20 protein-coding genes are annotated in these 24477 nt (G+C 63.3%); 16 read left to right on the top strand and 4 right to left on the bottom strand.

Annotated elements, in window-relative coordinates:
* Positions 1–111: 111 nt before the first annotated feature.
* The 11 genes from G6P99_RS33245 to G6P99_RS33195 all read left to right on the top strand — a co-directional run bounded on the left by G6P99_RS33245 (position 112) and on the right by G6P99_RS33195 (position 13017).
* Complete coding sequence (locus tag G6P99_RS33245; protein ID WP_029078789.1) at positions 112–567, top strand: hypothetical protein; 456 nt, start codon at positions 112–114, stop codon at positions 565–567.
* 365 nt (positions 568–932) lie between these two features.
* Complete coding sequence (locus G6P99_RS33240; protein WP_246709682.1) at positions 933–2129, top strand: efflux RND transporter periplasmic adaptor subunit; 1197 nt, start codon at positions 933–935, stop codon at positions 2127–2129.
* Positions 2126–5236, top strand: a complete 3111-nt coding sequence (locus G6P99_RS33235; RefSeq protein WP_029078788.1) for a multidrug efflux RND transporter permease subunit — start codon at positions 2126–2128, stop codon at positions 5234–5236. Before G6P99_RS33240 ends, G6P99_RS33235 begins: the two co-directional genes overlap by 4 nt.
* A gap of 139 nt (positions 5237–5375) precedes the next feature.
* Positions 5376–6134: a substrate-binding domain-containing protein gene (locus G6P99_RS33230; protein ID WP_029078787.1), complete on the top strand. Its 759-nt coding sequence runs from the start codon at positions 5376–5378 to the stop codon at positions 6132–6134.
* 81 nt (positions 6135–6215) lie between these two features.
* The gene (locus G6P99_RS33225; RefSeq protein WP_029078786.1) at positions 6216–7010 is read left to right on the top strand and encodes a dienelactone hydrolase family protein; all 795 of its coding nucleotides are present in this window, start codon (positions 6216–6218) and stop codon (positions 7008–7010) included.
* 227 nt (positions 7011–7237) lie between these two features.
* Positions 7238–8548 (top strand): ABC transporter substrate-binding protein, encoded by a 1311-nt coding sequence (locus G6P99_RS33220; RefSeq protein ID WP_165125022.1) that lies wholly within the window; start codon positions 7238–7240, stop codon positions 8546–8548.
* Positions 8549–8570: 22 nt separating this feature from the next.
* The gene (locus G6P99_RS33215; protein WP_029078784.1) at positions 8571–9344 is read left to right on the top strand and encodes an ABC transporter ATP-binding protein; all 774 of its coding nucleotides are present in this window, start codon (positions 8571–8573) and stop codon (positions 9342–9344) included.
* Between the two features lie 5 nt (positions 9345–9349).
* The gene (locus G6P99_RS33210) at positions 9350–10054 is read left to right on the top strand and encodes an ABC transporter ATP-binding protein (protein WP_029078783.1); all 705 of its coding nucleotides are present in this window, start codon (positions 9350–9352) and stop codon (positions 10052–10054) included.
* A 164-nt stretch (positions 10055–10218) separates the two neighbouring features.
* A complete protein-coding gene (locus G6P99_RS33205) occupies positions 10219–11100 on the top strand; it encodes a branched-chain amino acid ABC transporter permease (RefSeq protein WP_029078782.1) in 882 nt (293 codons plus the stop codon).
* Entirely contained in the window at positions 11097–12107 is a 1011-nt protein-coding gene (locus G6P99_RS33200; RefSeq protein WP_029078781.1) for a branched-chain amino acid ABC transporter permease, read from the top strand. Before G6P99_RS33205 ends, G6P99_RS33200 begins: the two co-directional genes overlap by 4 nt.
* Positions 12073–13017, top strand: a complete 945-nt coding sequence (locus tag G6P99_RS33195; protein ID WP_029078780.1) for a polyphosphate kinase 2 family protein — start codon at positions 12073–12075, stop codon at positions 13015–13017. The genes G6P99_RS33200 and G6P99_RS33195 overlap by 35 nt, the downstream gene beginning before the upstream one ends.
* A gap of 311 nt (positions 13018–13328) precedes the next feature.
* On the opposite strand, the gene G6P99_RS33190 is transcribed toward G6P99_RS33195, so the two are convergent.
* The gene (locus G6P99_RS33190; RefSeq protein ID WP_198031127.1) at positions 13329–15614 is read right to left on the bottom strand and encodes a hypothetical protein; all 2286 of its coding nucleotides are present in this window, start codon (positions 15612–15614) and stop codon (positions 13329–13331) included.
* Between the two features lie 1003 nt (positions 15615–16617).
* On the opposite strand from G6P99_RS33190, the gene G6P99_RS33185 reads away from it, so the two are divergent.
* From G6P99_RS33185 to G6P99_RS33175, 3 genes are all read left to right on the top strand, one after another.
* Entirely contained in the window at positions 16618–18180 is a 1563-nt protein-coding gene (locus tag G6P99_RS33185) for a 2-isopropylmalate synthase (RefSeq protein WP_029078778.1), read from the top strand.
* A gap of 392 nt (positions 18181–18572) precedes the next feature.
* Positions 18573–19568: a LysR substrate-binding domain-containing protein gene (locus tag G6P99_RS33180; protein WP_029078777.1), complete on the top strand. Its 996-nt coding sequence runs from the start codon at positions 18573–18575 to the stop codon at positions 19566–19568.
* Between the two features lie 134 nt (positions 19569–19702).
* A complete protein-coding gene (locus G6P99_RS33175; protein WP_165125019.1) occupies positions 19703–20128 on the top strand; it encodes a GFA family protein in 426 nt (141 codons plus the stop codon).
* Positions 20129–20171: 43 nt separating this feature from the next.
* Here G6P99_RS33175 and G6P99_RS33170 read toward each other — a convergent pair whose 3' ends face one another.
* Together G6P99_RS33170 and G6P99_RS33165 are read right to left on the bottom strand one after the other, a co-directional pair.
* Positions 20172–21152, bottom strand: a complete 981-nt coding sequence (locus tag G6P99_RS33170) for an alpha/beta fold hydrolase (protein WP_029078775.1) — start codon at positions 21150–21152, stop codon at positions 20172–20174.
* An 85-nt stretch (positions 21153–21237) separates the two neighbouring features.
* The gene (locus tag G6P99_RS33165) at positions 21238–21537 is read right to left on the bottom strand and encodes a hypothetical protein (protein WP_156928406.1); all 300 of its coding nucleotides are present in this window, start codon (positions 21535–21537) and stop codon (positions 21238–21240) included.
* Between the two features lie 29 nt (positions 21538–21566).
* Here G6P99_RS33165 and G6P99_RS33160 point away from each other — a divergent pair, with 29 nt between their 5' ends.
* Positions 21567–21935: a hypothetical protein gene (locus G6P99_RS33160; protein WP_156928405.1), complete on the top strand. Its 369-nt coding sequence runs from the start codon at positions 21567–21569 to the stop codon at positions 21933–21935.
* A 229-nt stretch (positions 21936–22164) separates the two neighbouring features.
* Positions 22165–22803 carry an HD domain-containing protein gene (locus tag G6P99_RS33155; protein ID WP_165125016.1) on the top strand — a complete coding sequence of 213 codons (639 nt, stop codon included), beginning with the start codon at positions 22165–22167 and terminating at the stop codon, positions 22801–22803.
* Positions 22804–22840: 37 nt separating this feature from the next.
* Here the strand turns inward: G6P99_RS33155 and G6P99_RS33150 are convergent, their stop codons facing one another.
* Positions 22841–24328, bottom strand: a complete 1488-nt coding sequence (locus G6P99_RS33150; protein ID WP_414645601.1) for an MDR family MFS transporter — start codon at positions 24326–24328, stop codon at positions 22841–22843.
* Positions 24329–24477: the final 149 nt, after the last annotated feature.

The following is a 24477-nucleotide window of genomic DNA, read 5'->3' as shown; positions in this document are numbered from 1 at the left end:
GGCTCGGCCGACCGAAATTCCAGCGCAATAATCTGCCCGCGGTCACGCTCTGTCGTCGGTCTGGCGCAAGGCGTATCGGGGCAATCCGACGCGGGCAGTCCAATGAGACCTATGAGGGAAGGGCAGGCGCTTCTGACACGCTTCGTTCTGCTGCTCTTGTTGAGCGGCTGTGGAGAAGCGGCGGACCAGTTGGCGGAGCAGGAGTGTCGTTCTTTGGATGCCCGGAGTTCGGTACTCAAGGTATTTTCGGACGATCAAAATAACAAGCTGGTGACTTTTACTCTCAAATACTCGAGTTCGCTTGACGCAATGATGAATGCTGCGAAATCGGAAGCTGAAAAATCGACGATTTTGGACGGTGCAAAGAAAAGCGCTGTCTACAGCCTGGATCGCACGATACTCGTGAAGTCAAGGGACAAGGCAACGCGAGAAGTCACGTGCATTGCGATACTGTCTGTCAGCGTTTTGGACACGAGCGCTGAAAAAGAAATAGAGTTCAGAGTGAAGCAAACGGCCGACGGAACGCCGCTCGTTTCAGTCAGTCCTTTTCTTTTCTCAGTGGACTAGTCCCGAAACCCCGAGCGGCCAGACTCTGTATGCGGTCTGGTGCAAGGCGTAGCCGAGCTCTCGGTCCTGAGGCAGTAAATTCTTGCGCGTGATTTTGGTCCGAGCCGAGTCTTTTGCTCGGCTTCAACTCGGTGCCGAACCCCCGCTAACGCCACGGGTCGTCATCGCCTCCTCGCCGTCCGACCGCCACAGGGTGTCGGCGGCCTTCAAGATCCTGTGAGCCAAGCCCCCTGATCGGCGTTTTGCGGCATCAGCCTTGCTTTTACGCCGTATAAGTTATACGTCGTATAAATAATAATCCGGTTCCCAAGGAAGCGCCAGCGGAGGGATGAGCAAGTCAGCCCCTTCCATGACAGGACAACACGATGAACGTTCCTAGATTATGGATTGCGGGCCTGTCTGCAGCCGCGCTTGCGGTATCAGGCACTTATCTGTGGCGCGAAGGCATTCCGTCCAGCGCCATGAAGCCAGCCGCGAATCCCGCGCTTGCCCGGCCCGTGCCGGTGACGACCGGTGTGGTGAAGGATCAGGAGTTCGCGATTTCGCGCGTGGGACTAGGCACGGTCCAGGCCTACAACACCGTGACCGTGAAAGTGCGCGTCGATGGCGAGGTGCAAAGGATCGCCTTTCGTGAAGGCCAGGATGTACAGGTCGGCGACCTGATAGCGCAGATCGATCCGCGCCCTTATGAGGCGCAACTGCATCAAGCCGAGGCCGATAAGGCGCGCGACGAAGCGCTGCTCGCCAATGCCAGGCGTGATCTGGAGCGTTACAGCAAGCTCGTGGTCAAGGAGTTCGCCACCCGCCAGAGCGTCGATACCCAGGAGGCGCTGGTCGCACAGTATCAAGCTGCGATCGCGCATGATCAGGCGGTGATTGACAATGCGCGCCTGCAGCTGGGGTATACAACGATCGTCTCGCCGCTCGCCGGCCGCACCGGCATCCGCCTGATCGATCAGGGCAACATTGTCCATGCCTCCGATCCGGGCGGACTTGTCGTCGTCACACAAGTGGCGCCGATCGGCGTGATCTTCACCTTGCCGCAGAAATATCTCCCGGAGATCGTCAATGCGATGCGGGGCGGCGCGCTTGTCGTATCGGCCTATGGTCAGGACGACCGCATCAAGCTTGCCGAAGGCCGTCTCGAACTGATCGACAACCAGATTGATCAAGGCACCGGCTCGATCCGGCTCAAGGCGATCTTTCAAAATCTCGACGGGCGGCTTTGGCCCGGCCAATTCGTCAGCGCCCGCCTGCTGCTCGGCGTCCGCCGCGGGCCGGTCGTGCCGGAATCCGCGCTGCAATCGGGACCTAACGGCAGCTACGCCTTCGTCGTCCGGCCGGATTCCACGGTCGAGACCCACCCCGTGCGGATCGCCGCCAGCAGCAACGGCGAGGCGCTGATCGAGAGCGGCCTCGCTGCCCATGAAACCGTCGTCGTCGACGGCCACTACAAGCTCCGGCCCGGCGCACGCGTCGTGACCGCGGCCGCGCCGGTAGCTCCCGCGCGGGAACGCGCCGCGTCCACGGCCCAAGGTCGGGAACAAGGCGGCGCGCGATGAATATTTCCGAACCCTTTATCCGACGTCCGATCGCAACTGCGCTGGCGATGTCGGGTCTCGCAATGGTCGGCCTCGTCGCCTATTTGCTGTTGCCGGTCGCGCCACTGCCGCAGGTCGACTTTCCCACCATTCAAGTGACGGCCCAGTTGCCGGGCACGAGCCCGGAGACGATGGCCTCCTCGGTGGCAAGCCCGCTGGAGCGGCAGCTGGCGCAGATGTCGGGCGTAGCCCAGCTCACCTCCGTGAGCGGCATTGGAATATCGGTGATCTCGATCCAGTTCGACCTTGCCCGCAACATCGACGCCGCCGGGCAGGACGTGCAGGCCGCGATCAACGCCGCCGGCGGGCAGTTGCCGAAGAATTTGCCGTCACCGCCGACCTATCGGAAGACCAATCCGTCGGACCCGCCGGTGATGGTACTGGCGATGACCTCGGACACGCTGCCGATGACGACGGTCAGCGACCTTGCCGACAACATCTTCGCGCAGCAACTTTCTCAGGTCGACGGGGTCGCTGCCGTGCTGATCGCCGGCGCACAAAAGCCCGCCGTGCGCGTCGAAGCCAACCCGCTCGAACTCGCTGGCCGCGGCCTGAGCCTCGAGGATCTGCGGTCGGCGATCGCGACCGCCACGCTCAACGCGCCCAAGGGCACGCTGAACGGCCAGCGCCAAGGCTTTACGCTTGAGAACAACGATCAGTTGTTCAATGCTGCGGGCTACCGGCCGGTCATCGTAGCCTGGCGCAACGGCTCGCCAGTCCGGCTCGGCGACGTCAGCACCGTGGTGGATGGCGCCGAAAATATTCGCGGGTCCGGCACCTTTAATGGACAACCGTCGGCCATTCTCATCATTCAGCGGCAACCCGGCGCCAACGTCATCGACACCGTCCAGCACATCAAGGCGGCGTTGCCGCGACTGAAGGCTTCGCTCCCGTCGGCCGTCGACGTCCATATCGTTACCGACCGCACCCAGACCATCCGCGCCTCGGTCGAGGAGGTTCAGTTCACGCTGATGCTGACCATCGCGCTGGTGGTGATGGTGATCTTTCTATTCCTGCGCAACGCCTGGGCCACCCTGATCCCCGGCATCACCGTTCCGCTGTCGCTGGTCGGCACATTCGCGGTGATGTATGTCCTCGGCTACAGCCTCGACAACCTTTCACTGATGGCGTTGACGATCGCGACAGGATTCGTCGTCGACGACGCGATCGTGATGGTTGAGAATGTGGCGCGCTACCTGGAACAGGGCTACTCACCGCTTGCGGCGGCGCTGAAGGGTTCGCGCGAAATCGGCTTCACCATCATCTCGATGAGCCTGTCGCTGATCGCGGTGTTCATTCCGGTATTGCTGATGGGCGGCATCATCGGGCGGCTGTTCCGCGAATTTGCCGTCACGGTGAGCGTGGCGATCCTGGTGTCGACCGTCATCTCGCTGACGCTGACGCCGATGATGTGTGCGCAACTGTTACAGGACGAAAAGGGCAAGCGGCACGGCCGGCTTTACGCTTTCAGCGAGAAGTTCTTCGATGGCATGCTCGCGGTTTACGAATCCGGCCTGCGCTGGGTGCTGCGTCACCGGCGGCTCACGCTGACTGCGACCATCGCGACCATCATCCTGACCGGCTATCTCTATGTCCTGATTCCGAAGGGCTTCTTTCCGCAGCAGGACACCGGATTCATCGTCGCCGTATCGGAATCCTCGCAGGACGTTTCCTATCCAGCCATGCTGGAGCGGCAGTCGCAGCTGGAGCGTATTCTAATGGCTGATCCCGGTATCGACGGCGTGATGTCCGCGGTCGGCGTCGGCGGCGTCAACCAGACCATGAATAACGGCCGCATGTTCATCAATCTCAAGCCGCGCAACCAGCGCGATGCCAGCGCGAGCCAGATCATCGACCGGCTGCGGCCGAAGCTTGCCGCCGTGCAGGGTGTTGCGCTGTTCATGCAGGCGTCGCAGGACATCAATGTCGGCGGGCGCGCGAGCCGCACGCAGTATCAACTCACGCTCCAGGACAGCGATCTCGACGAGCTCGATCACTGGGCGCCGATCCTGCTTCGCACCTTGCAGGGAATTTCGTTGCTGCGCGACGTCGCGACCGACCAGCAGATCGCCGGTCCGACCCTGCGGCTCGAGATCAATCGAGATACGGCATCACGGCTCGGCGTTGCCACGCAGGCGATCGACGACACGCTCTACGATGCGTTCGGACAGCGCAAGGTCGCGCAATTCTTCACGCAGCAAAACAGCTATTGGGTGATCCTGGAGGTCGATCCGCAATTCCAGCTCGATCCTGGCGCGCTCGATCTGATCTACGTGCCGTCCAGCAGCGGGCGGCAGGTGCCGCTGAGCGCGCTGGTCGAACAAAAGCGCACGGTGCGGTCGCTATCGGTCAGCCATCAGAGCCAGTTCCCCGCGATCACGCTGTCGTTCAACCTGGCTGCGGGCACAGCACTCGGACAGGCCGTCGAGGCGATCGAGAAGGCAAAGCACGACCTCAACGTCCCGGCCACCCTGATCACCACCTTCCAGGGCAATGCCCAGGCCTTTCAGGACTCGCTCAAGACCCAGCCTCTCCTGATCCTCGCGGCGCTGATCGCGGTTTATATCATCCTGGGTGCGCTCTATGAGAGCCTGATCCATCCAATCACGATCCTTTCGACGATCCCTTCGGCTGGCGTCGGCGCGCTTCTCGTCCTGATGGCGTTCAACCTCGAGCTCAGCGTCATCGCGCTGATCGGCATCATCCTGTTGATCGGCATCGTCAAGAAGAACGCCATCATGATGATCGATTTTGCAATTCATGCCGAGCAGACCGAGGCTATGGATCCGGAGGAGGCGATCTTCCAGGCGGCGTTAAAGCGCTTCCGCCCGATCATGATGACGACGTTCGCGGCGCTGCTCGGCGCCCTGCCGCTTGCGCTCGGGCACGGGACCGGCGCGGAGATCCGCCAGCCGCTCGGATATGCGATCGTCGGCGGCCTGCTGGTGTCGCAATTCCTCACGCTCTACACGACGCCGGTGGTCTACCTCGCGCTGCACCGCTTCAGCCGCCGCCGAGCCCGCACGGTCGCTCCGCGCCCGGTCGAAGCGGCGATCGCGGCTGAGTGAAAATGCTTGGCGCGTCTGGTAACCGTGCCAAACCGGGATCGGTTGGAGCCAGTCGCCGTGAGAACCAACTGGCTGAACCAACTGGCTTGTCGGCTAGTCCGGTAATGCTAGTTTCACCTCAGTAAGCAAGGAAGATGCAATGATCGAGCAACCCACCGCTGCCGCGGCATCGGCGCCGGCAATCTCCGACACCCCCGCAACGATCAAGGTCATCATTTCGGGCGGTTTCGCCGCGGTCTACCGGGAAGTCCTGCCTGAATTCGAGCGAAGCACCGGCATCAGGGTGGAAACCGGATCTGGCGCGTCGGAGGGCATCGGTCCGAAAACGATCAGGCATCAGCTTGCCAACGGCATCAAAGCGGACGTGGTGATCCTGTCGCGAGAGGGACTTCGAAAGCTCAACGAAGACGGACGGATTCGTGCGAGATCCGAAGCCGGATTGGCGACGGCGCCTCTGGCCGCCGCGGTTCGGGCAGGCTCGCCGAAGCCGGATATCGGCAATGCTATCGCGCTCAGGAAAGCCTTGATCGACGCGGGCCAAATCGTGGCGCCAAGCAGCACGAGCGGACAGTATTTCCGCGACAAGGTTTTCCCAAAGCTGAACATGCCGGACTCGGTCAGGCTCACCCTCGAGGCGCGTGGCACTGAGGCGGCCGAAGCGCTCAGGGCAGGCAAGGCAAATCTCTCGATCGGCCCGACCAGCGAACTGGTTCAAGAGCACGGCATTGAACTGGTTGGTCTGCTGCCGCCAGATCTCCAGCTTGTCCAAACCTTCACAGCCGCTGTGGTCAGCGACTCCAAGGCGCCGGAAGCAGCCAGGCGCCTGATCGATTTTCTGTCCTCGGACACCGAAATTTTACTCGCGGCAATCAAGCGGGCCGGCATGGAGCGGCCCTAGCGAGCACCGCTGTTCAAAGCCTAGCGCAGGAATCGTTGGCATGCCAATGTAGTGTTGTGCCAAACCCGCAGGAGGTCAAACATGCGAACAAGCATAATGGGAGCACTTTGCGCCATCGCAATGGTCGCGAGCGCACACGCTGCCGTGAAGGAAGAGCCGGTCACCTACACGGACGGCGAGACCACGATGAAGGGCTTTGTCGTCTATGACGACGCCACCCAGGCCAAGCGGCCCGGCATCGTCATGGTGCACGAATGGTGGGGCATCACCCCGCATATCCATACTGAGGCGCGGAAGTTCGCGGAGCAGGGCTACACGGCCTTCATCGCGGACATGTACGGCGACGCCAAGACCGCCGACAACCCGAAGGACGCCGGCGCGCTCTCTGGCTCGGTGATGAAGAACCCGAAGGTGATGGAGCAGCGGTTCAACGCCGCGCGCGAGCAGCTCGCCAAGCAGGCCTCGGTCAATCCGCAGCGGATCGGCGCCGTCGGTTACTGCTTCGGCGGCGCGGTGGTGCTGAACATGGCGCGTGCCGGTGCCGATCTCGCCGCCGTTGCGGGCTTTCACGCTACACTTGGTCTCAACACGCCCGCGCCGGCGCCGGGAGCCGTCAAGGCGAAAATCCTGATTCTGAACGGCGCCGACGACCCGTTCGTGAAGCTTGAGCAGTACGATGCTCTGAAGAAGGATTTCGACGCAGCGAAGGCCGATTACCGCATCATCGAGTATCCCGGCGCCGTGCACGCGTTCACCAACCCGGAAGCCACCGAGCTCGGCAAGAAGTTCAATTTGCCGCTCAGATACGATGCCAAGGCCGATCAGGAATCGAAGGCCGAAGCCGCCAAGCTGTTCGCCGCAAGCCTGCAAAAGTGAACCAGAAGGCCACCCACAGGGTGGCCTTTTTTGATTTGAGGGCAAAGCGGCCGCGGGTAGGATGAGCACCCGCGCCGGCGCCGCGCGTCCGCGATGCTCCGCCGAAAGTTTACGCAGGCCTGCGCCGTGCGGACGCAGCCATCGCGCTTGACATCATCGGCCGCTCCCCCTGTGATAGGGCGGCACGACAACAAAAAATGCAGTGCACAATCTCTGGGGAGGGATTCATGCCGGTCAGGAGGGCTGCCCGCTGGCTCGCGGGTCTGTCTGTTGCGATTGCGGCGCTCGGCGTGGCCAATGCGGCGCATGCGCAGGACAAGAAGATCAAGATCGGCGTGATCTTCGATCTGACCGGCCCGCTCGCCGGCGGCGGCTCCGAGCTGCAATATACCGGCGTCAAGATCATGCTCGACCACTACGTCAAGACCGGCGTCGAGGGCTACAAGGTCGAGGCGGTCTACGCCGACGCGCAGAGCAAGCCCGACATCGCCATCAACGAGGCCGTCCGCCTGCTCGAGCAGGAGAAGGTCGACCTGGTGATGGGCTTCTTCTCCTCGGCGCAATGCGTGCCGGTCTCGGCCCGGGTCGAGCAGATGAAGAGATTCATGTGGATCACGACCTGCATCTCCTCAGGCGTGTTCGACGGCAAGAACTACAAATACGTGTTCCGTCCGCAGGCCGCCGGCAACCAGTACGGCATGATGACGACCGACTTCATCGCGCAATATTCGATGTCCAAGTTCGGCAAGGAGCCGAAGGACCTCCGCGTCGCGATCATCCACGAGGACGGCGCCTATGGCGTCGACGTCGCCAAGGGCAACGAGGCCGGCGCGAAGAAGGCCGGTTTCAATATCGTGCTCAAGGAGGGCTATTCGGCGACCGCGCCCGACCTGTCGGCGCTGGTCACGAAGCTGAAGCGCGCCAAGCCCGACGTGATCTTCCACACCGGCTACAATCCGGACATCACCCTGTTATTCCGTCAGGCGCGCGAGCAGGGGCTGAAATTCGGCGCCATCGTCGGCCATGGCGCGGGCTATGGCGTCTATGAGAAGCTGAAGGAAGGCCTCGGCGCCGACGCCAACTATCTCTTCAACACCGACCCGATCTCGATCTGGCTCGCCAACCAGAAGGGCATGGATCCCAAGCTCCCGCCGGTCATCAAGATGGTCGGCGAGGAATTCGACAAGCTCAAGCCGGGCGTACCGATCCGCTCCGCCCATGTCGGCATCGGCGCATCCAACGCCTATGTGTTCTTCGACGACGTGCTGCCGCGCGCAATCAAGAAATATGGCGGCGTCGATCCGGACGCGCTGCGCAAGGCCGCGCTCGACACCGACATTCCCGAGGGCGGCACCATGCTCGGCTACGGCGTGAAATTCTTCGGCGAGGGCGAGCAGTTCGCCGGGCAGAACGAACGCTCGTTCCCGGTGGTGCTGCAATATATCGACGACAAATCCTATGTGGTGTGGCCGAAGAGCCAGATGCAGCGTGAGACCGAGCTGCCGCTGCCGGCCGGCACCACCTACAGCTACAAATAGTTCGCTCGCGAAAGGGACCGCCGTGCTCGCCGTCGAAGGCCTGGTCAAGCGGTTTGGCGGCTTTTGCGCCGTCAACAGCGTCTCGTTCCGCGTCGCGCAGGGCGAGATCCTCGGCCTGATCGGCCCGAACGGCTCAGGCAAGAGCACGATCTTCAACATGCTGTCGGGCACCTTGCCGCCGACCGAGGGCTCGATCCTGTTCGACGGCCGCGAGATCGCGGGGCTGGCCCCGCATCGCATCATCGTCGGCGGCATCGGCCGCACCTTCCAGATCCCGCGGCCGTTCCATCGCCTCAGCATTTTCGAGAATGTCGTGCTTGCCGGCTTCTACGGCCAGGGCCGTCACAGCCGCGCCAAGGCCGAGGAGGCGGCCGAACGCGCACTGGCGATGGTTGGGCTACCGACCGATCGCCACAGCAGCGTCGAGGGCTTAGGCGCTGCCGGATTGAAGAAGCTCGAACTGGCAAAAGCGCTCGCCACAGGCCCGAAACTCCTGCTCGCGGATGAAAGCCTCGGCGGACTCGACGAGACCGAGATGGACGCGGCCGCCGACATGCTGCGCCGGATCCGCGACGAGCTCGGCATCACCATCATCTGGGTCGAGCACATCATGGGCGTGTTGATGCGCGTGGTCGATCGCGTGATGGTGCTTGATCACGGCGAGAAGATCGCCGAAGGGCTGCCGGCCGATGTCGCCGGCAATCCGCGCGTGATCGAGGTCTATCTCGGCACCGATGCCGACGCGAGCCTGGCTGCCGCCGTCGCCGAGCAGGCGCGCCGCCGGATCGGGGCGTGAGCGGCATGCTGGAACTGAAATCGATCGATGCAGGTTATGGCAGCTTCCAGGCGCTGTTCGACGTCAGCCTCGACGTCCGGGCGGGCGAGGCGGTCGGCGTGATCGGCCCGAACGGCGCCGGCAAGACCACCCTGATGCGCGTGATCTCCGGATTGATCCGTCCGATCAAAGGCACCATCGCGATGGAAGGCACCGACGTCGTCGCGACGCCGCCGCATCGCATCGTCAGCCTCGGGATCGCGCATGTGCCGGAAAATCGTCGGCTGTTTCCGCGGCTCACGGTATCAGACAATCTGAAGATGGGCGCCTACATGCCGGGCGCCCGCGCGCATTACGCCGAGCGGCTCGACTTCGTGTTCGAGCTGTTTCCGCGCATGAAGGAGCGGCAGCACCAGATGGCCGGCACCATGTCGGGCGGCGAGCAGCAGATGTGCGCGATCGGCCGCGCGCTGATGTCGAATCCGAAGCTGCTGCTGCTCGACGAGCCGTCGGCCGGGCTCGCGCCGGTCGTGGTGCAGCAGGTGTTCGAGCTGGTCAAGCGCATCCGCGCCAGCGGGCTGACGGTGTTGATCGTCGAGCAGAACGTGCAGCAGGTGCTGCGCGTCGTCGACCGCGCCTATCTGCTGGAAGCCGGCAGCATCCGCGCCGCCGGCACAGCGGCGGAGCTCGCAGCGAGCGACACCATCAAGCAGGCGTATCTCGGGGTATAGGGGATGATTGCATTCACTCGATCGGCGTTCTCCCTCTCCCGCTTGCGGGGGAGGGCCGGGGTGGGGGTCTCTCCACGAGTCGTATCGCGGAGGGAGCCCCCACCCGGCGCGCTCTCGCGCGCCGACCTCCCCTGCAAGCGGGAGAGGTAAGAAAGACAGCAGCCATGCAATCCTTCCTCGACATCTTCGACATCTACCTGCTGGAAGCCGTGATCAACGGCATCCTGCTTGGCGGCGTGCTGGCGCTGCTGGCGCTTGGGCTCAACCTGATCTTCGGCGTCATCGACGTCACCTGGATCTGCTACGCCGAGCTCGTGATGATCGGCATGTACGGCATGTACTATCTCGTGCAGTATTATCATTTGCCGTACTGGGCGGCGGCGCCGCTCGTCATCCTGCTGGTGGCGTTGTTGGGGGCCGCGCTGCATTTCCTGGTCATCGCGCCCTTGCTGACCGCGCCGCCGATCAACCAGCTGCTCGCCACCGGCGGCGTGCTGTTCATCCTGCAAAGCTTTGCCACCGTCGCCTTCGGCATCGACTTCCGCAATCTCGGCATCCGCCTGCCGGTGCTTGCGCTCGGCGAGATGAATTTCAGTTACGCACGACTATTGTCGTTCGGCGCGGCGCTGGTCGGCATGATCGGCGTCTATCTGTTCCTGACCCGCACCTTCACCGGCACCGCGATCCGCGCCATCGCGCAGGACCGCCAGATCATGCCGCTGATGGGCGTCGATCCCAGGCGGATCTATCTCGTCACCTCGGCGATCGGCGGCGGGCTCGCCGGCCTCGCCGCCTGCCTCCTGGTGCTGCAATATGACGTGCATCCGTTCGTCGGCCTGTCGTTCGGGCCGATCACCTTCCTGATCTGCGTGCTCGGCGGGCTCGGCAATTTCATCGGCGGCTTCATCGCCGCCTTCGTGTTCGCCGAGATCATCTCGCTCGGCGGCCTGTTCTCCGATCTCGAATGGGGCTACGTGCTTGCTTTCGCCTTCTTCATCGTCATGATGTTCATCCGGCCCGCGGGCCTGTTGGCGAGGCGCTCGTGAACAGCAAGCTCGCCTTCTGGGTCGTCGCGCTGATTGCGCTGGTCGCGTTGCCCTTCGTGCACCGCGATCCCTATCATCTGCACGTGCTGGTGCTGATCCTGATCTGGTCGTTCGCCTACACTTCATGGTCGATCATGGGCCGCTTCGGCCTGGTCTCGCTCGGCCATGGCGGTTTCATGGGCATCGGCGCCTATGTCACCGCGCTGCTTTGGAACCACCTCGGCGTCTCGCCCTGGATCGGCATTCCCCTGAGCATGGCAACCGCGGGCGTGCTCGCGCTGATCGTGGCCTATCCCTGCTTCCGCTTCCGCATCACCGGGCATTATTTCGTGCTGGTGACCCTGGCGCTGTCGGGCATCGTGCTCCAGGTCATCACCGCGACCCGCGACTATACCGGCGGTTCGCTCGGCTATACGCCGCAGCGCGCGCCGAGCGGCAAGGGCCTGTTCGCGCTGCAGTTCGACGACAAGATCACCTGGTATCTGATCGCGCTCGCGGTCTGGGTTCTGGGCCTCGTGATCTGGCGCGCGATCGACCGCAGCATGATCCGCCACGCCATGGAGGCGATCTCGGAGGATGAAGACGCCGCCGCCGCGGCCGGCGTCAACGTCACCGCGGAGAAGCTCAAGATCACCCTGATCAGCGCACTGATGACCGCGCTCGCCGGCGCGCTCTATTGCCAGTACCAGATGTTCATCTCGCCCGACACGGTGAGCGGCATCGCAGTCTCCCTGCAGATGGTGTTTGCGGCGATCGTCGGCGGCGTCTATGTCGCGCTGGGGCCCACGGTCGGCGCCGTTATCACCATCGTGCTGGCCGAGGTGCTGCGCATCGGCTTCGGCACCAAGGCGGTCGGCTGGGACAATCTGGTCTATGGCGTGCTGCTGGTGCTTTTCATCATCTTCCTGCCCAAGGGCATTCTTGGTAGCGTGATCGACCTGGTCAAATCGCCACGCAAGCCGTCGAGAGGTCATGAGCAACAAATCGCCCCCATCGCTCGCCGATGAACTGAAACCCTACGTCGCACCGTTCCGCTTCGACGGTTCGAGCGAGTTTCATCTCAAATCTTACCCGACCGCCGAGAAGGGCGGCATCGACAAGGATGCCGGCGGCAAGATCATCGAGGCCAACCGCAAGCGGCTGAACGACTACCAGGAGAAGCTCTACGCCCAGGACCGCTGGTCGTTGCTGCTGATCTTCCAGGGCATGGACGCCGCCGGCAAGGATTCGGCGATCAAGAGTGTGTTCGAGGGCGTCAACCCGCAGGGCTGCGAGGTCTCCTCCTTCAAGCAGCCGTCGACCAGGGAGCTCGACCACGACTTCATGTGGCGCGCCATGATCGCGCTGCCGGAGCGCGGCCGCATCGGCATCTTCAACCGCTCCTACTACGAGGAGTGTCTCGTGGTGCGGGTGCACGCCGACGTGCTCGCCAAGCAGAAGATTCCGAAGCGCCTCGTCACCAAGAACATCTGGCGCGAGCGTTTTGAGGACATCGCCGCGATCGAGCGCTATCTGTCGCGCAACGGCACCATGATCCTGAAATTCTTCCTTAACGTCTCCAAGGAGGAGCAGCGTCAGCGCTTCCTCGCCCGGCTCGAGGAGCCGGCCAAGAACTGGAAGTTCTCGATGGCCGACATTTCCGAGCGCGCGCTGTGGGCCAAGTATCAGGCCGCCTATCAGGACATGATCCACCACACCGCGACCAAGGAAGCGCCCTGGCACATCGTGCCCGCCGACCACAAATGGTTCGCCCGCGTCGTGATCGGCTCGACCATCGTCAATGCGCTCGACCGGCTCGAGCTGAAATTCCCCGAGGTCGACAAGGCCGACTTAAGCGAATTCAAGCGCGTCCGCGCCGCGCTGGATGCGGAAGGCAAGGGCGGCGCGGCGGAGAAGAAGGTGGCTGTGAAGAAGTAGCACTGCGAAGAACTAGCGCCGCGTTTTTTCTCGCTCGCGGCCCAACTACGTAATGTGAGCACGCTCGTCAGGCTCCCTCCCCCCTTGCGGGAGAGGGCTGGGGAGAGGGGTGGCCCTGGGCGAGATCGTCGACGTGAGCGCTGTCTTCGCAATTTCGATCGCGCGTCGTCGAGAGACAAATCGAGAGAGTGTGCCGTGTGGCCACCCTCTCCCTAACCCTCCCCCGCAAGGGGGGACGGAACCCTACCGTCAGTGACTCCCTAACGCTCGCACGATGTATCGTGTCAGGTCGTCACGGAGCAGCAGCGTCACTACCCCTTGCGCGACGGCATCCACGCGGACAAGAGATAGAACCCGATCGCCACGATGAGGAGATAACGGAAACCGAGTAGCGTCGAGCAGGACTCGGCGAGGCCGCCGATCACTGATCCCGCGATGTTGGAGCCGAACGCCTGGTCGGGGTTGGCCTCGTCGCGGAAGGTGCGGGCGAAGATCACGCCGGCGAAGAACATCGGGCCGAGCGCCAGCGCGCAGGGGATCACGTAGCGCCAGACGAGGCCGCCGCTCAGGAAGGTGTCGAGCGGCACCAGCACCGCGACCGCCAGCAGCACCAGCAGTCCGGCATAGTGCAGCACCAGCCGGGTCGACGGCACCCTGATCACATAGAGATTGGCGGCGAGGATCAGCACGAGCGCGGTGAAGAACACCGCGGAGTTGACCAGCCAGGTGCTGCCGAACAGCAGCGCCATCTGCACCACCGCCTTGGTTTCCAGCAGCATGAAGGCTGCGCCGAGGAAGAACATCCGGTTGTTGGGCCGCCAGACGCCCTTCGGCTTGAACAGATAGACGAGGCCAAGCCCGAGCACGCCGAGCAGGATCATCGAGCGAACGGTCAGGTCGGGGATCAGCCTGCCGCTGACATAGAGGAACGGCCAGTCGTCGCTGGTCGATTGCCCGGCGCCTGCATTGTCGACCACCAGTTTCGCCGGCGCCAGCGGCACCCAGTCGCCGTGCTTGGCGGCTGACTTGTCTTGCGGCTTATCTTGCGCCTTGACCTGTACCTTGTCCTGCGGCTTGTCGAAGCCGTCAACCGAAAGGTTCTCCGGTGGCAGGCTGTTCAGCCAGAACTGGCCGCGGTCGCGGAACGCGGTGGAGATGCGCGGATTGCAGCCCGCGATGATGGTGGTGAAGCCGACCGCCTCCGACGACGTCAGCGTTTCCTTGTAGGGCAGCGGCAGCACCAGCGGATCGCAGCCGAACACCTGTTTCGCCATCGCTGCGACGCGTTGCACGATCCAGCCCTGGCGGTAGTAATTGTACATCACGAAGATGCCGTCCGGCTTCAGCACGCGGCGGACGTCCTGGAACGCCTGTTCGGTGAACAGATAGCTTTCGAGGCGGATGTTGGCGTATCCGCTGTGGAGGATTAGCGAGTCGACCAGCGCGTAGACCACCAGATCGTATTTGCGTTCGGTGGTGCGCAGGAAATGCCTTCCGTCATCGAGATGCGGCACCACCCGCGGATCCTGATAGGGCTTGTCGGGGTGGTTGTTGATGCCGATGTTCTGGATCACCGGATCGATCTCGACCGCATCGATGCGGTCGACGCCGAAGCGCAAGGCGTGCGCCAGATCGTTGCCGGAGCCAGCGCCGATGATCATGACGTCCTTGAACGGCGCGCCGCCGCTGTGCTTCTGCAGCAGATGGATCAGCGAATAGGACGAGCCACGATCGCTGAACGGCATCATTTCCTGATGGCCGATATTGTTGACGGTGATTTCGCCGCTCGATTTGTTGAGGTCGACGGCGTAGTAGGGCGACCAGCGGTTTTCATGGGTCTCGGAGCGATCGGTGTAGAACCCGATGAAACCCACCACCACGATCAGTGTCGCGAGACGCAGGATCGACAGCGCCTTGTCCTGATAGAGCAGATAGACGATGCCGGCGCAGCTGATGCCGAACCAGACCACCGGCGGCGCCTGCGCGAACGACAGCAGCGAGAACCCGACGATGCCAGCGAGGCTGCCGCCGATGTTCAGCGAATAACCGGCGACCCGGTTGGGGTAGGCGTCGAAGGCGCGGCCAAGCGCCTGGCCGGGGCCGACGAACATCAGCGCGATCAGCACGAAGAACAGTCCGGCGATCGCCTCGATCGGCACGACGAATTGGGCGAGATCGGGGTTGCGATACTCGGTGCCGAAAAACACCTCCTGCGGCGAAGCCTGATTGCCGACGTCGACCGCGAGCCCGCCCCAGTAGGAATACAGCAGCATGATCGCGACCACGGTGGCGAAGGTGACGAAGGCGAGCCCCGGAAACAGCGCTAGCCAGTTGGTGCTGCGCCGCGCGGCGAGGCAGCCGCAGGACATGCCGAGGAACGCCGCGAGCAGCACGATGTTGGTGAAGAACTGCAGGAAGACGACCTTGGCCGAGAACCAGCGGATGCAGGCCAGCTCGAGGAACAGGATCAGGAATCCGACGAGAAAGAGATTGAAGCCGACCTGTCGCTGATTGAGCCCTTCTCGCTGGTTTAGCTGTTCTCGCTGGTTGAACTCTTCTCGCTGGTCGAGCCCTTCGGCCAATTTCGTCGCGGGCATCATATCTCCTTAACCAAAAAGTCTTCGCCTGGATCGCCGGCAAAAGCGCCGCGGCTACCAGGTGGTCGTCTCGTCGGCCATGAAATGAGTCCGCTCGGGTCGCCGCCCGCAGACTAGGTGCAACCAGTTGAACAAAGATTGATTGTGCCGGCGGCGTAGGTGGCGTGGGTGGCGCCTGATGATGTCGCTTATGGTGTCATGGTGTACGTCAGGTTTCGTTGCGCTTGTCCCGGCACGGGTGCGAGCGCGCGCTGCGCCTAACGCAGCCGACGATGCGATGACCGGCGTGACAACGTCGGAAGGCGATGGGTTTCGCTTCGCTCTACCCATTCTACGATTCTACGATTCACGGCGTCGATCTCGTGAGGTGAGCAGACTGGTCGGGCTCCCTCCCCCCTTGCGGGGGAGGGTGGGGAGAGGGGTGGCCCCGGGGGCGAGATGATCAAGTAGGGCCGCCGTTCTCACAATCTCGATCGCATCGTGATGATCCAGGCAGAAGATGGAGAGAGCACGTCGTGTGGCCACCCCTCTCCCTAACCCTCCCCGCAAGGGGGGAGGGAATCCTACCGCCGGTGCATCCCTCACGTGTGCAGCGTCCACGAGCGAACCCGCCGCCCCGCCTTTAGGTCAACCCCTCTGACCATCTTTACCCATTGCGGCGGCTTGCCATAATCGTCTAGAACGACGGCGCGTAAGCGCTCCCGGCAACCAACCGTCAACGGTTTTGCCCGAGGATTTTGGCGCTCGACAGGGTCTGGCAATGCTGATTCGCGGCCAAATCGATGGGATTTCGGGGGAGGTGGCGCAGGCTACCGCCACGATCCCGGCCGCGCGGCCCACCCTGCTTATTGGCGGCCTGCTTCTTACCTGCCCCTGAGGGCCGGCTGGGCGTTTGCGCCTGGGCACTCAGGGGTTTGTACGAGATCACCGGACCCTGATATTCGCCCAGGTAATCGCTCAAGCAGCAACATGACGGGCGCAAAAGCTCAAAGGAATTTCTGACATGACCACCGCGAACAAGTCCGACAAGGACCGCGTCATCATTTTCGACACCACCCTGCGCGACGGCGAGCAGTGCCCCGGCGCCACCATGACCTTCGAGGAGAAGCTCGAGGTCGCCGAACTGCTGGATGACATGGGCGTCGACGTCATCGAGGCCGGCTTCCCGATCACCTCGGAAGGCGACTTCCAGGCGGTCAGCGAGATCGCCCGCCGCTCCAAGAACGCGGTCATCGCCGGCCTCTCGCGCGCCCATCCGGCCGACATCGACCGCTGCGCGGAGGCCGTGAAGTTCGCCCGCCGCGGCCGCGTCCACACCGTGATCGCGACCTCGCCGCTGCACATGCGCGTGAAGTTGAACAAGACGCCCGAGGAGGTCATCGAGACTTCGGTCGCGATGGTCGCCCGCGCCCGCAACCAGATCGACGACGTCGAATGGTCGGCCGAGGACGGCACCCGCAGCGAGATGGACTATCTGTGCCGGATCGTCGAAGCCGTGATCAAGGCCGGCGCCACCACGGTGAACATCCCCGACACCGTCGGCTACACGGTGCCGGAGGAATACACCCACTTCATGCGAACGCTGATCGAGCGCGTGCCGAACTCCGACAAGGCGATCTTCTCGGTGCATTGCCACAACGACCTCGGCATGGCGGTCGCGAACTCGCTGGCCGGCATCGTCGGCGGCGCCCGGCAGGTCGAGTGCACCGTCAACGGCATCGGCGAGCGCGCCGGCAACGCCGCGCTGGAAGAGATCGTGATGGCGATCAATGTGCGGAACGACAAGTTTCCGTACTGGAACAAGATCGACTCCACGCAGCTGACCCGCGCCTCGAAGGTGGTGTCGGCCGCCACCTCGTTCCCGGTGCAGTACAACAAGGCGATCGTCGGCCGCAACGCGTTCGCCCATGAGAGCGGCATCCATCAGGACGGCGTGCTGAAGGACGCCTCGACCTACGAGATCATGCGTCCCGAGATGGTCGGCCTGAAGCAGTCCTCGCTGGTGCTCGGCAAGCATTCCGGCCGCCACGCCTTCATCCACAAGCTGGAGGAGATGGGCTACAAGCTCGGCGCCAATCAGCTGGAGGATGCCTTTACGCGGATGAAGGCGCTCGCCGACCGCAAGAAGGACATCTACGACGAGGACATCGAGGCGCTGGTCGACCAGGAGATGGCGGCCGCCCACGACCGCATCAAGCTGGCCTCGCTGACCGTGATCGCCGGCACCCATGGCCCGCAGCGCGCGACCATGAAGCTCGACGTCGACGGCCAGATCAAGATCGAGGAGGCCGAGGGTAACGGCCCGGTCGACGCCGTCTTCAACTGCATCAAGCGCCTGGTGCCGCACGAGGCCAAGCTGGAGCTGTATCAGGTCCACGCGGTGACTGAAGGCACCGACGCGCAGGCCGAAGTCTCGGTGCGTCTCGCCCATGAGGGCCGCTCGATGACTGCGCGCGCCGCCGATCCGGACACGCTGGTCGCCTCCGCAAAGGCCTATCTCGGCGCGCTGAACAAGATCGTGATGAAGCGCCAGCGCGACGTGCCGGCGTCCAAGGTCGCGGGCTGACGAACGCGCGCGATCGACGCATCGGAAACGCGGCGCCCCGGCGCCGCGTTTTTCGTTTGAGCACACATTCAACCCGTCATCCTGAGGAGCGCGGAACGCGCGTCTCGAAGGATGCACGGCCCCGCTGCTTCGGCGCGTGACGATCGCCTTGTGGAGAGGGCCGGGCCGTCGCCCTTCGAGGCTCGCTTCGCTCGCACCTCCAGCGACAACGGCGAAGCCGTTGCGCGGGGGTGATGGTGAGAGATTGCCCTGAGCGATTTGGGATGGAATTCGCTTTCCTGTGGCATTCTTGGAATAATTTACCAACAATTCGCGCCATCCCGCGCTGCTTTGGAATCTTCCGCGCCACCCCCGGGGCTAACCTTGCGTCCTCTCCCGCCAGGACGCTGCCCATGCCGCTCGCCTCGCTCGTATCAGACACGCAACGCAGCCCCACGCCCGCAGAGACCGCGCTCACCCGCCGCGTCGATCTCACCACGCTTCGCCTGTTCGTCGCGGTCTGCGACGAGCAGAATCTCACCCGCGCCGCGCAGCGCGAGGGGATCGCGGCGTCGGCGGTGTCGAAGCGGATGAACGATTTCGAGCTGGCGTTCGGCGTCACGCTGTTCAAGCGGCTCGCCAAGGGCATGGCGCTGACGCCGGCCGGCGAGGCGCTGCTGCATCACGCCCGGGTCACGCTGCTCAATGTCGAGAAGATCGCGGTCGAGCTGTCGGAATATTCGCACGGCGTGCGCGGCCATGTCCGCATGCTCGCCAACCTCTCGGCGATCGTGCAGTATCTGCCCGAGGATCTCTCGGCCTTCTTCGGAGCGCATGAATTGCTCCGCGTCGACCTGCAGGAACGGCCGAGCGGGCAGGTGGTGCGCGGCATCGAGGAGGGCGCGGCCGAGATCGGCATCTGCTCGGCCGAGGCCGACAGCCGCGCGCTCGAGGCCTTCCACTACCGCTACGACAATCTGGTGGTCGTGATGCGGCCGGACCACCGGCTGGCCGGCCGCGCCAGTCTGCTGTTCACCGAGACGCTCGATTTCGACCATATCGGCCTGCACACCGCGAGCTCGATCTATCTGCGTTCGCAATATGCCGCGACCCAGGCCGGCAAGACGATGCGGCTGCGCATCAACGTGCCCGGCTTCGATGCGGTCTGCCGCATGGTGCAAGCCAATATGGGGCTTGGCCTGATCCCCGATCGCGCCTTCGAGGTGGTCGGCGCCGGCATGGGTCTTCGCGCGATTCCGCTGCGCGATGCCTGGGGCCGCCGCGAATTGAAGATCGTGATCCGCGACTCAGCGCATCTGTCGGCCACCAGCCGCCTGATGCTGGATCATCTGCGCGCCGTCGAGACAGACCAGAGCCGGCGGGTTGGCGGACTGGCGTGTAACGTGTAGTTCACGCCCAACACCGTTGCTGCCTGCCTTCGCGCAAGTTTTTCTCGCGTGTTGCGCGAATTTTTCTGAATTGTGCGGCCCACATTCCAGAGATACGCTTCGTGTTGAGGTCAGTCTCAATCAGCACGGGCAACATGGTGAGCGACACGAACATTCGGGCTGGCCGGTGCAGTTGCGGCGCGGTGCGTTTCGAGGCAACGCTCAGCGACGGCTTCAATTCGATCCGCCGCTGCACCTGCTCCTACTGCCGGATACGAGGCGCCATCGTTGCCATGGCGGAGATGGGCGGGATCAAGCTCCTGCAGGGCGACGATGCGCTGACACGCTACCGCTTCCATACCGGATCGGCGCAGCATTTCTTCTGTTCTCGCTGCGGAATCTACACCCATCATCAACGACGATCTGACCAGAGCCTGTATGCCGTGAACGTGGCTTGCCTGGACGGGGTAAGCCCGTTCGATTTCCCTGAAGTGCCTGTCATGGACGGCGTCAATCATACCAACGACACCGGGAAACCGACGCGTCGGGCCGGCACGCTGCGCTTCAGCCCGGCTGACTGACCGTCGCCGTCGGCCGTCGGCAGCGCGGCAATGTCGCCACGCGTCACTCCGCCGGAAGGCCGCGCAAAAACTCGAGCAGCGCTGCGTCGACCTCGGCCGGCCGCTCCTGCTGCAGCCAATGGCCGGCGTCTTCCATGATCCGGACCAGGCGCAGGTCGGCGCAGCGCTGCCGCATCAGGTCGACCATATCGACACCGGGGATCATGCGCAGGATCGGCTCGAGGCTGCCGGCCAAGAAGGCGGTCGGTTGCGTGATCTGCTTGCCGTCGAAAACGGCCATGTCCTCGAAATCGCGCTCGGAGTTGCGATAGCGATTGAGCGGGCCGCGGAAGCCGCTGTTCTGAAACTGGCTGGCGAAGTAGCCGAGATCGGCCGCGCTCAGCCAGCCCGGAAGCGGATCGGGATCGACCAGGCGATCGAGCAGGCCGCGCGCTGCCGGATTGTCGATCTTCGCGCCGGCTTTTTGGCCTTCGCCCGAGCTCCAATAATAGAGCTTGCGCAGGCTGGTCGGGACGTTGGCCTCCAGTTCGGCCTCGGCCACGCCGGGTTCCTGAAAATGGAGCTGGTAGAAGAAGCGATCCTTGTAGATGTTGCGAAACAGCTGGACGCTCGGCATCGGTCCCCGGCCGAGCGCCGGTGCGCTCAGGCCCGCCACGGCGCGCACGCGCTCGGGATGAAACGAGGCCGTGCCGTAGGCAATCGGCGCGCCCCAGTCGTGACCGACCACGACGGCGCGGTCCGCGCCGAGTGCCGCGATCAGGCCGTTGATGTCAGCCGCGATGGTCTTGAGCGCGTAGGCCTCGATGGCGTGCGGCTTGTCGCTGCCGCCATAGCCGCGGACGTCAGGCGCGGCAACGCGATAGCCGGCGGCTGCCAGCGCCGGGATCTGGTGCCGCCACGAATACCAACTCTCCGGAAAGCCGTGGATCAAGATCACGAGCGGGCCCGCGCCGGCCAATGCCACACGAAGGCGGATGCCGTTGGTCTCGATGGTCTGCAAGTCCGGTGTGATGGCAGGCGGCATGGGCTGTTCCCGATTCAGGGCGAGGCGAGGACCATTTTCGATCCACCAAGGACAACGCGTGCCGACAGCTTAGCGCAATTTCGCGTCAGTAAAGCCGCATGGGGAGGGGGACGCCGGTCGGACCGGCCAGCAGGCCCCAGGTCTCGTCGGCCGCGACCTCGAACTCCCGGATATCGGCCGTGCCGCTCGCGACCTGGAGGGTGACCTTGCCGGGCGGCAGATCGATCTCCGGGCTATCAGGCGATTTGCGTCCGGTTTCGCGGGTGTGCTCCAGATCGCATCCAGCGCGAGCCGCCAAATTGATGGTCTGCGCGTTGACGGTGATGACGGCCGCTTCATTCATCGCCCGTTGGCTGTTTGCTGGAAAAGGATTGATCCAGATCAAGCCTGAGACGGCCCTGTTTGGAATTCTCCATGGCGTTGAATGACCACCTAGTTATTTGGCGCAATAATTTATCAATGGAGGGGAAAATGCCTGCAGTTGTCATGCAGTTCGTTTCACATCCAAAACCCGGTGGCGATCTTGCGACGGTCTTGCAGCTTGCAAAGGAAGGGGCTGTACTCTGGAGGAAACACGGGGCCGACGTGAGCTATTGGTCGGTGATCGGTGGCGAGGTCGGGAATTACGCCTTTGTCGCTCGCTTCGAAAGTATAGAGGCTTATGGGCGCAGCTTGGCCTCACTTGGTGCCGATCCGGCTTTCGCGGAATTTCAAGCCAAGCGGCTGAAGGCTGGGCAATCGGATTGGGTACGCTCCAACCTTTCGATCCAGGTCGATATCTGACGGAAACGTCTTTTCTCCTGAGTAAGGGACCGCCTTCGGGCGGTCTCTTGCTGTCCATCGCGACGGACGCGCGGAGCCAGGCGGCCGCGCCGCAGGCTCGATGCCTGAGCGAGATGCTGCATCAGGTTCAATATCTCAGTGTCAAATCTTCATTCAGCAGAAGACTTCCGGTTCGCCATTTGCGCGCTACGTATTGACCAACGATATCGCAGCAGACAGGAGCGCGACGATGGCCGAGATCATTTCCGGCGTTCGGATCCCGGATAGCAGGATCGCACGCGAAGCCGCCGAGCTGGTGCGGCAGCACGAGACCGAGATGTTGTTCAATCACTCGGTCCGCGTGTTCATGTTCGGCGCGCTCAAGGGCATCAGGCAGAACCTGAAGTTCGATCTCGAGCTGCTCTATGTCGCCGCGCTGTTCCATGATTTGGGTCTTGCCGACGCTTTCCATACCGAGACCAAGCGGTTCGAGGTCGACGGAGCCGATGCGGCGCGCGAGTTTCTCCGCAGTCATGGCATTCCCGAGCCGAAGGCGGATCTGGTGTGGGGGGCGATTGCCTTGCACACCACGCCCGGCATCCCGCAATACATGCGGCCGGAAATCGCGCTCACCAATGCCGGGGTTTTGGTCGACGCCGTCGGCGTCGGATACGACGACTACACGGCAGAGCAGCGCGACGGCGTTATCGCGGCGTTTCCCCGCGGTGATTTCAAGAACGAGTTCATCGCGGTTCAAACCTGCTCGGCGTTGAAGAAGCCGCACACCACGTTCGGCACGGTCAACTTCGATTTTGTCTGCGAGCACGATCCGACGTTCCACAGGCCGAACGCCTGCACGCGGATTCGCAATACGCCGTGGCCGAGCTAGGTCGTCATCAACCCCGGTGAGGCGTTGCCGTTGACGGTCAGTGCGCGCCGCCGGCGTCGAGACGATCGGGCTTGGTGAGCATGAGCGCCGCGATCAGCGCGACGATCTGCGAGACGCCGAGCAGATAGAAGGTGTCGCTGAAGCCAAGAATGAAGGCTTGCTTCTGGATGACCTTGCCGATCGCGACATAGGCGTGGTGGACGGCGTCCACCCGGTCGACCACACCATGGTTGATGAAATACTGCGTGAGCTGATCGAGCCGGGTGCGGGTCGCCTGCTCGAGCATGGTGACGTGCTGCGAGAGCACATTGGAGTGGTATTGCTCGCGCTTCGTCAGCAATGTCTGCAGTGCCGCGATGCCGATTGCGCCGCCGAGGTTTCGCATCATGTTGAATAGCGCAGAGGCCGAGCCGGCGTTCTCCTGCTCGATTCCGGCGGTCGCAACTGCGGAAAGCGGCGCGAACACCAGTGCCTGACCAAGGGCGCGGATGACATTCGGCCAAAACAGCTGGTCTGCCGCATAGTCGTTCGTGATATGGATGTTCATGAAGTTCGAACCCCCGAACAACACGAAGCCGATGCCGATCACGAGACGCGGGTCGAAGCGCTTCATCAGCTGGGGCACCAGCGGGATCAGCAGGAGCTGCGGCAGGCCGGTCCAGGCCAGCACCATGCCGATCTGCTCCGAATTGTAACCCTGGATCCGGGACAGGTAGACCGGCAGGACATAGACCGAGCCATACAGTGAGACGCCAAGCAGGAAGTTCGCGAGAACGCCGAACCCGAAATTGCAGCGGAGCAGGATGCGTAAGTTGAGCAACGGCCGCTTGGTGGCCAGCTCGATTGCGAGGAACAGCGCCAGCGCGACCGCAGCGATGACGGCCAGCCGAACGATGAAGGGCGAACCGAACCAGTCGTCCTTGTTGCCCTCTTCCAGCACGGTCTGCAGCGCGGCGAGCCCGATCGCCATGGTGATGATGCCGGCCCAGTCGCCCTCGCGCAGCAGCGACAGCTTCATCGGCGCAGCCTCCAGCGAGACGTACAGCATGGCGATCATGACCGCGCCGGGGACGACGTTGACGTAGAAGATGTACTGCCAGCCGAAATTCTCGGTGAGATAACCCCCGATGGTCGGACCGATCGCAGGCGCGAAGGTTGCCGAGACCGCAAACATCGCGAGCCCGATCGGCTGCTTCGCCTTCGGCAACAGCGTGATGATGAGCGTAAACGCCATCGGGATCAGCACGCCGCCGGTGAAGCCCTGCACGGCGCGCAGCACGATCATCTGCGGCAGGTCGTGCGCGAGCGCGCACGCCGCGGAAAACACCAGGAACAGGAACGCGTTGGTCAACAGATAGATGCGGACCGAGAACACCTGGGCGAGCCAGCCGGAGAGTGGAATCACGACGATCTCGGCGATCAGATAGGACGTCGAGATCCAACCGCCGTCGTCGATGCCCGCGCCGATTCCGCCCTGAATGTCGGCAAGCGAGGCATTGACGATCTGGATACTGAGCACCGCCATGAAGGCGCCCAGCGTCGCGCCCGTCACCGCGAGCCAGGTCTTTGTGGAGATGGCGGGACCTGCGGCCGGCAACGGAGTTGCGCTGGCGGGAGCGACTTCGCTGGTGGCTTGCGCTGTGGTCATGGTGGTCACCGCGTGCGAGGGATGAA

The organism is Bradyrhizobium sp. 6(2017), from assembly GCF_011058295.2.
Taxonomy (GTDB): domain Bacteria; phylum Pseudomonadota; class Alphaproteobacteria; order Rhizobiales; family Xanthobacteraceae; genus Bradyrhizobium; species Bradyrhizobium septentrionale.
This window is presented reverse-complemented; position numbering and strand designations above follow the sequence as displayed.

Coding starts and splice junctions, on each gene's coding strand:
- G6P99_RS33170 (WP_029078775.1), bottom strand. CDS start 21,152: ATGCCGCCTGCCATCACACCGGACTTGCAGACCATCGAGACCAACGGC.
- G6P99_RS33240 (WP_246709682.1), top strand. CDS start 933: ATGAACGTTCCTAGATTATGGATTGCGGGCCTGTCTGCAGCCGCGCTT.
- G6P99_RS33150 (WP_414645601.1), bottom strand. CDS start 24,328: ATGGCGGTGCTCAGTATCCAGATCGTCAATGCCTCGCTTGCCGACATT.
- G6P99_RS33210 (WP_029078783.1), top strand. CDS start 9,350: ATGCTGGAACTGAAATCGATCGATGCAGGTTATGGCAGCTTCCAGGCG.
- G6P99_RS33225 (WP_029078786.1), top strand. CDS start 6,216: ATGCGAACAAGCATAATGGGAGCACTTTGCGCCATCGCAATGGTCGCG.
- G6P99_RS33190 (WP_198031127.1), bottom strand. CDS start 15,614: ATGCCCGCGACGAAATTGGCCGAAGGGCTCGACCAGCGAGAAGAGTTC.
- G6P99_RS33195 (WP_029078780.1), top strand. CDS start 12,073: ATGAGCAACAAATCGCCCCCATCGCTCGCCGATGAACTGAAACCCTAC.
- G6P99_RS33220 (WP_165125022.1), top strand. CDS start 7,238: ATGCCGGTCAGGAGGGCTGCCCGCTGGCTCGCGGGTCTGTCTGTTGCG.
- G6P99_RS33175 (WP_165125019.1), top strand. CDS start 19,703: ATGGTGAGCGACACGAACATTCGGGCTGGCCGGTGCAGTTGCGGCGCG.
- G6P99_RS33230 (WP_029078787.1), top strand. CDS start 5,376: ATGATCGAGCAACCCACCGCTGCCGCGGCATCGGCGCCGGCAATCTCC.
- G6P99_RS33185 (WP_029078778.1), top strand. CDS start 16,618: ATGACCACCGCGAACAAGTCCGACAAGGACCGCGTCATCATTTTCGAC.
- G6P99_RS33205 (WP_029078782.1), top strand. CDS start 10,219: ATGCAATCCTTCCTCGACATCTTCGACATCTACCTGCTGGAAGCCGTG.
- G6P99_RS33245 (WP_029078789.1), top strand. CDS start 112: ATGAGGGAAGGGCAGGCGCTTCTGACACGCTTCGTTCTGCTGCTCTTG.
- G6P99_RS33155 (WP_165125016.1), top strand. CDS start 22,165: ATGGCCGAGATCATTTCCGGCGTTCGGATCCCGGATAGCAGGATCGCA.
- G6P99_RS33160 (WP_156928405.1), top strand. CDS start 21,567: ATGGCGTTGAATGACCACCTAGTTATTTGGCGCAATAATTTATCAATG.
- G6P99_RS33235 (WP_029078788.1), top strand. CDS start 2,126: ATGAATATTTCCGAACCCTTTATCCGACGTCCGATCGCAACTGCGCTG.
- G6P99_RS33180 (WP_029078777.1), top strand. CDS start 18,573: ATGCCGCTCGCCTCGCTCGTATCAGACACGCAACGCAGCCCCACGCCC.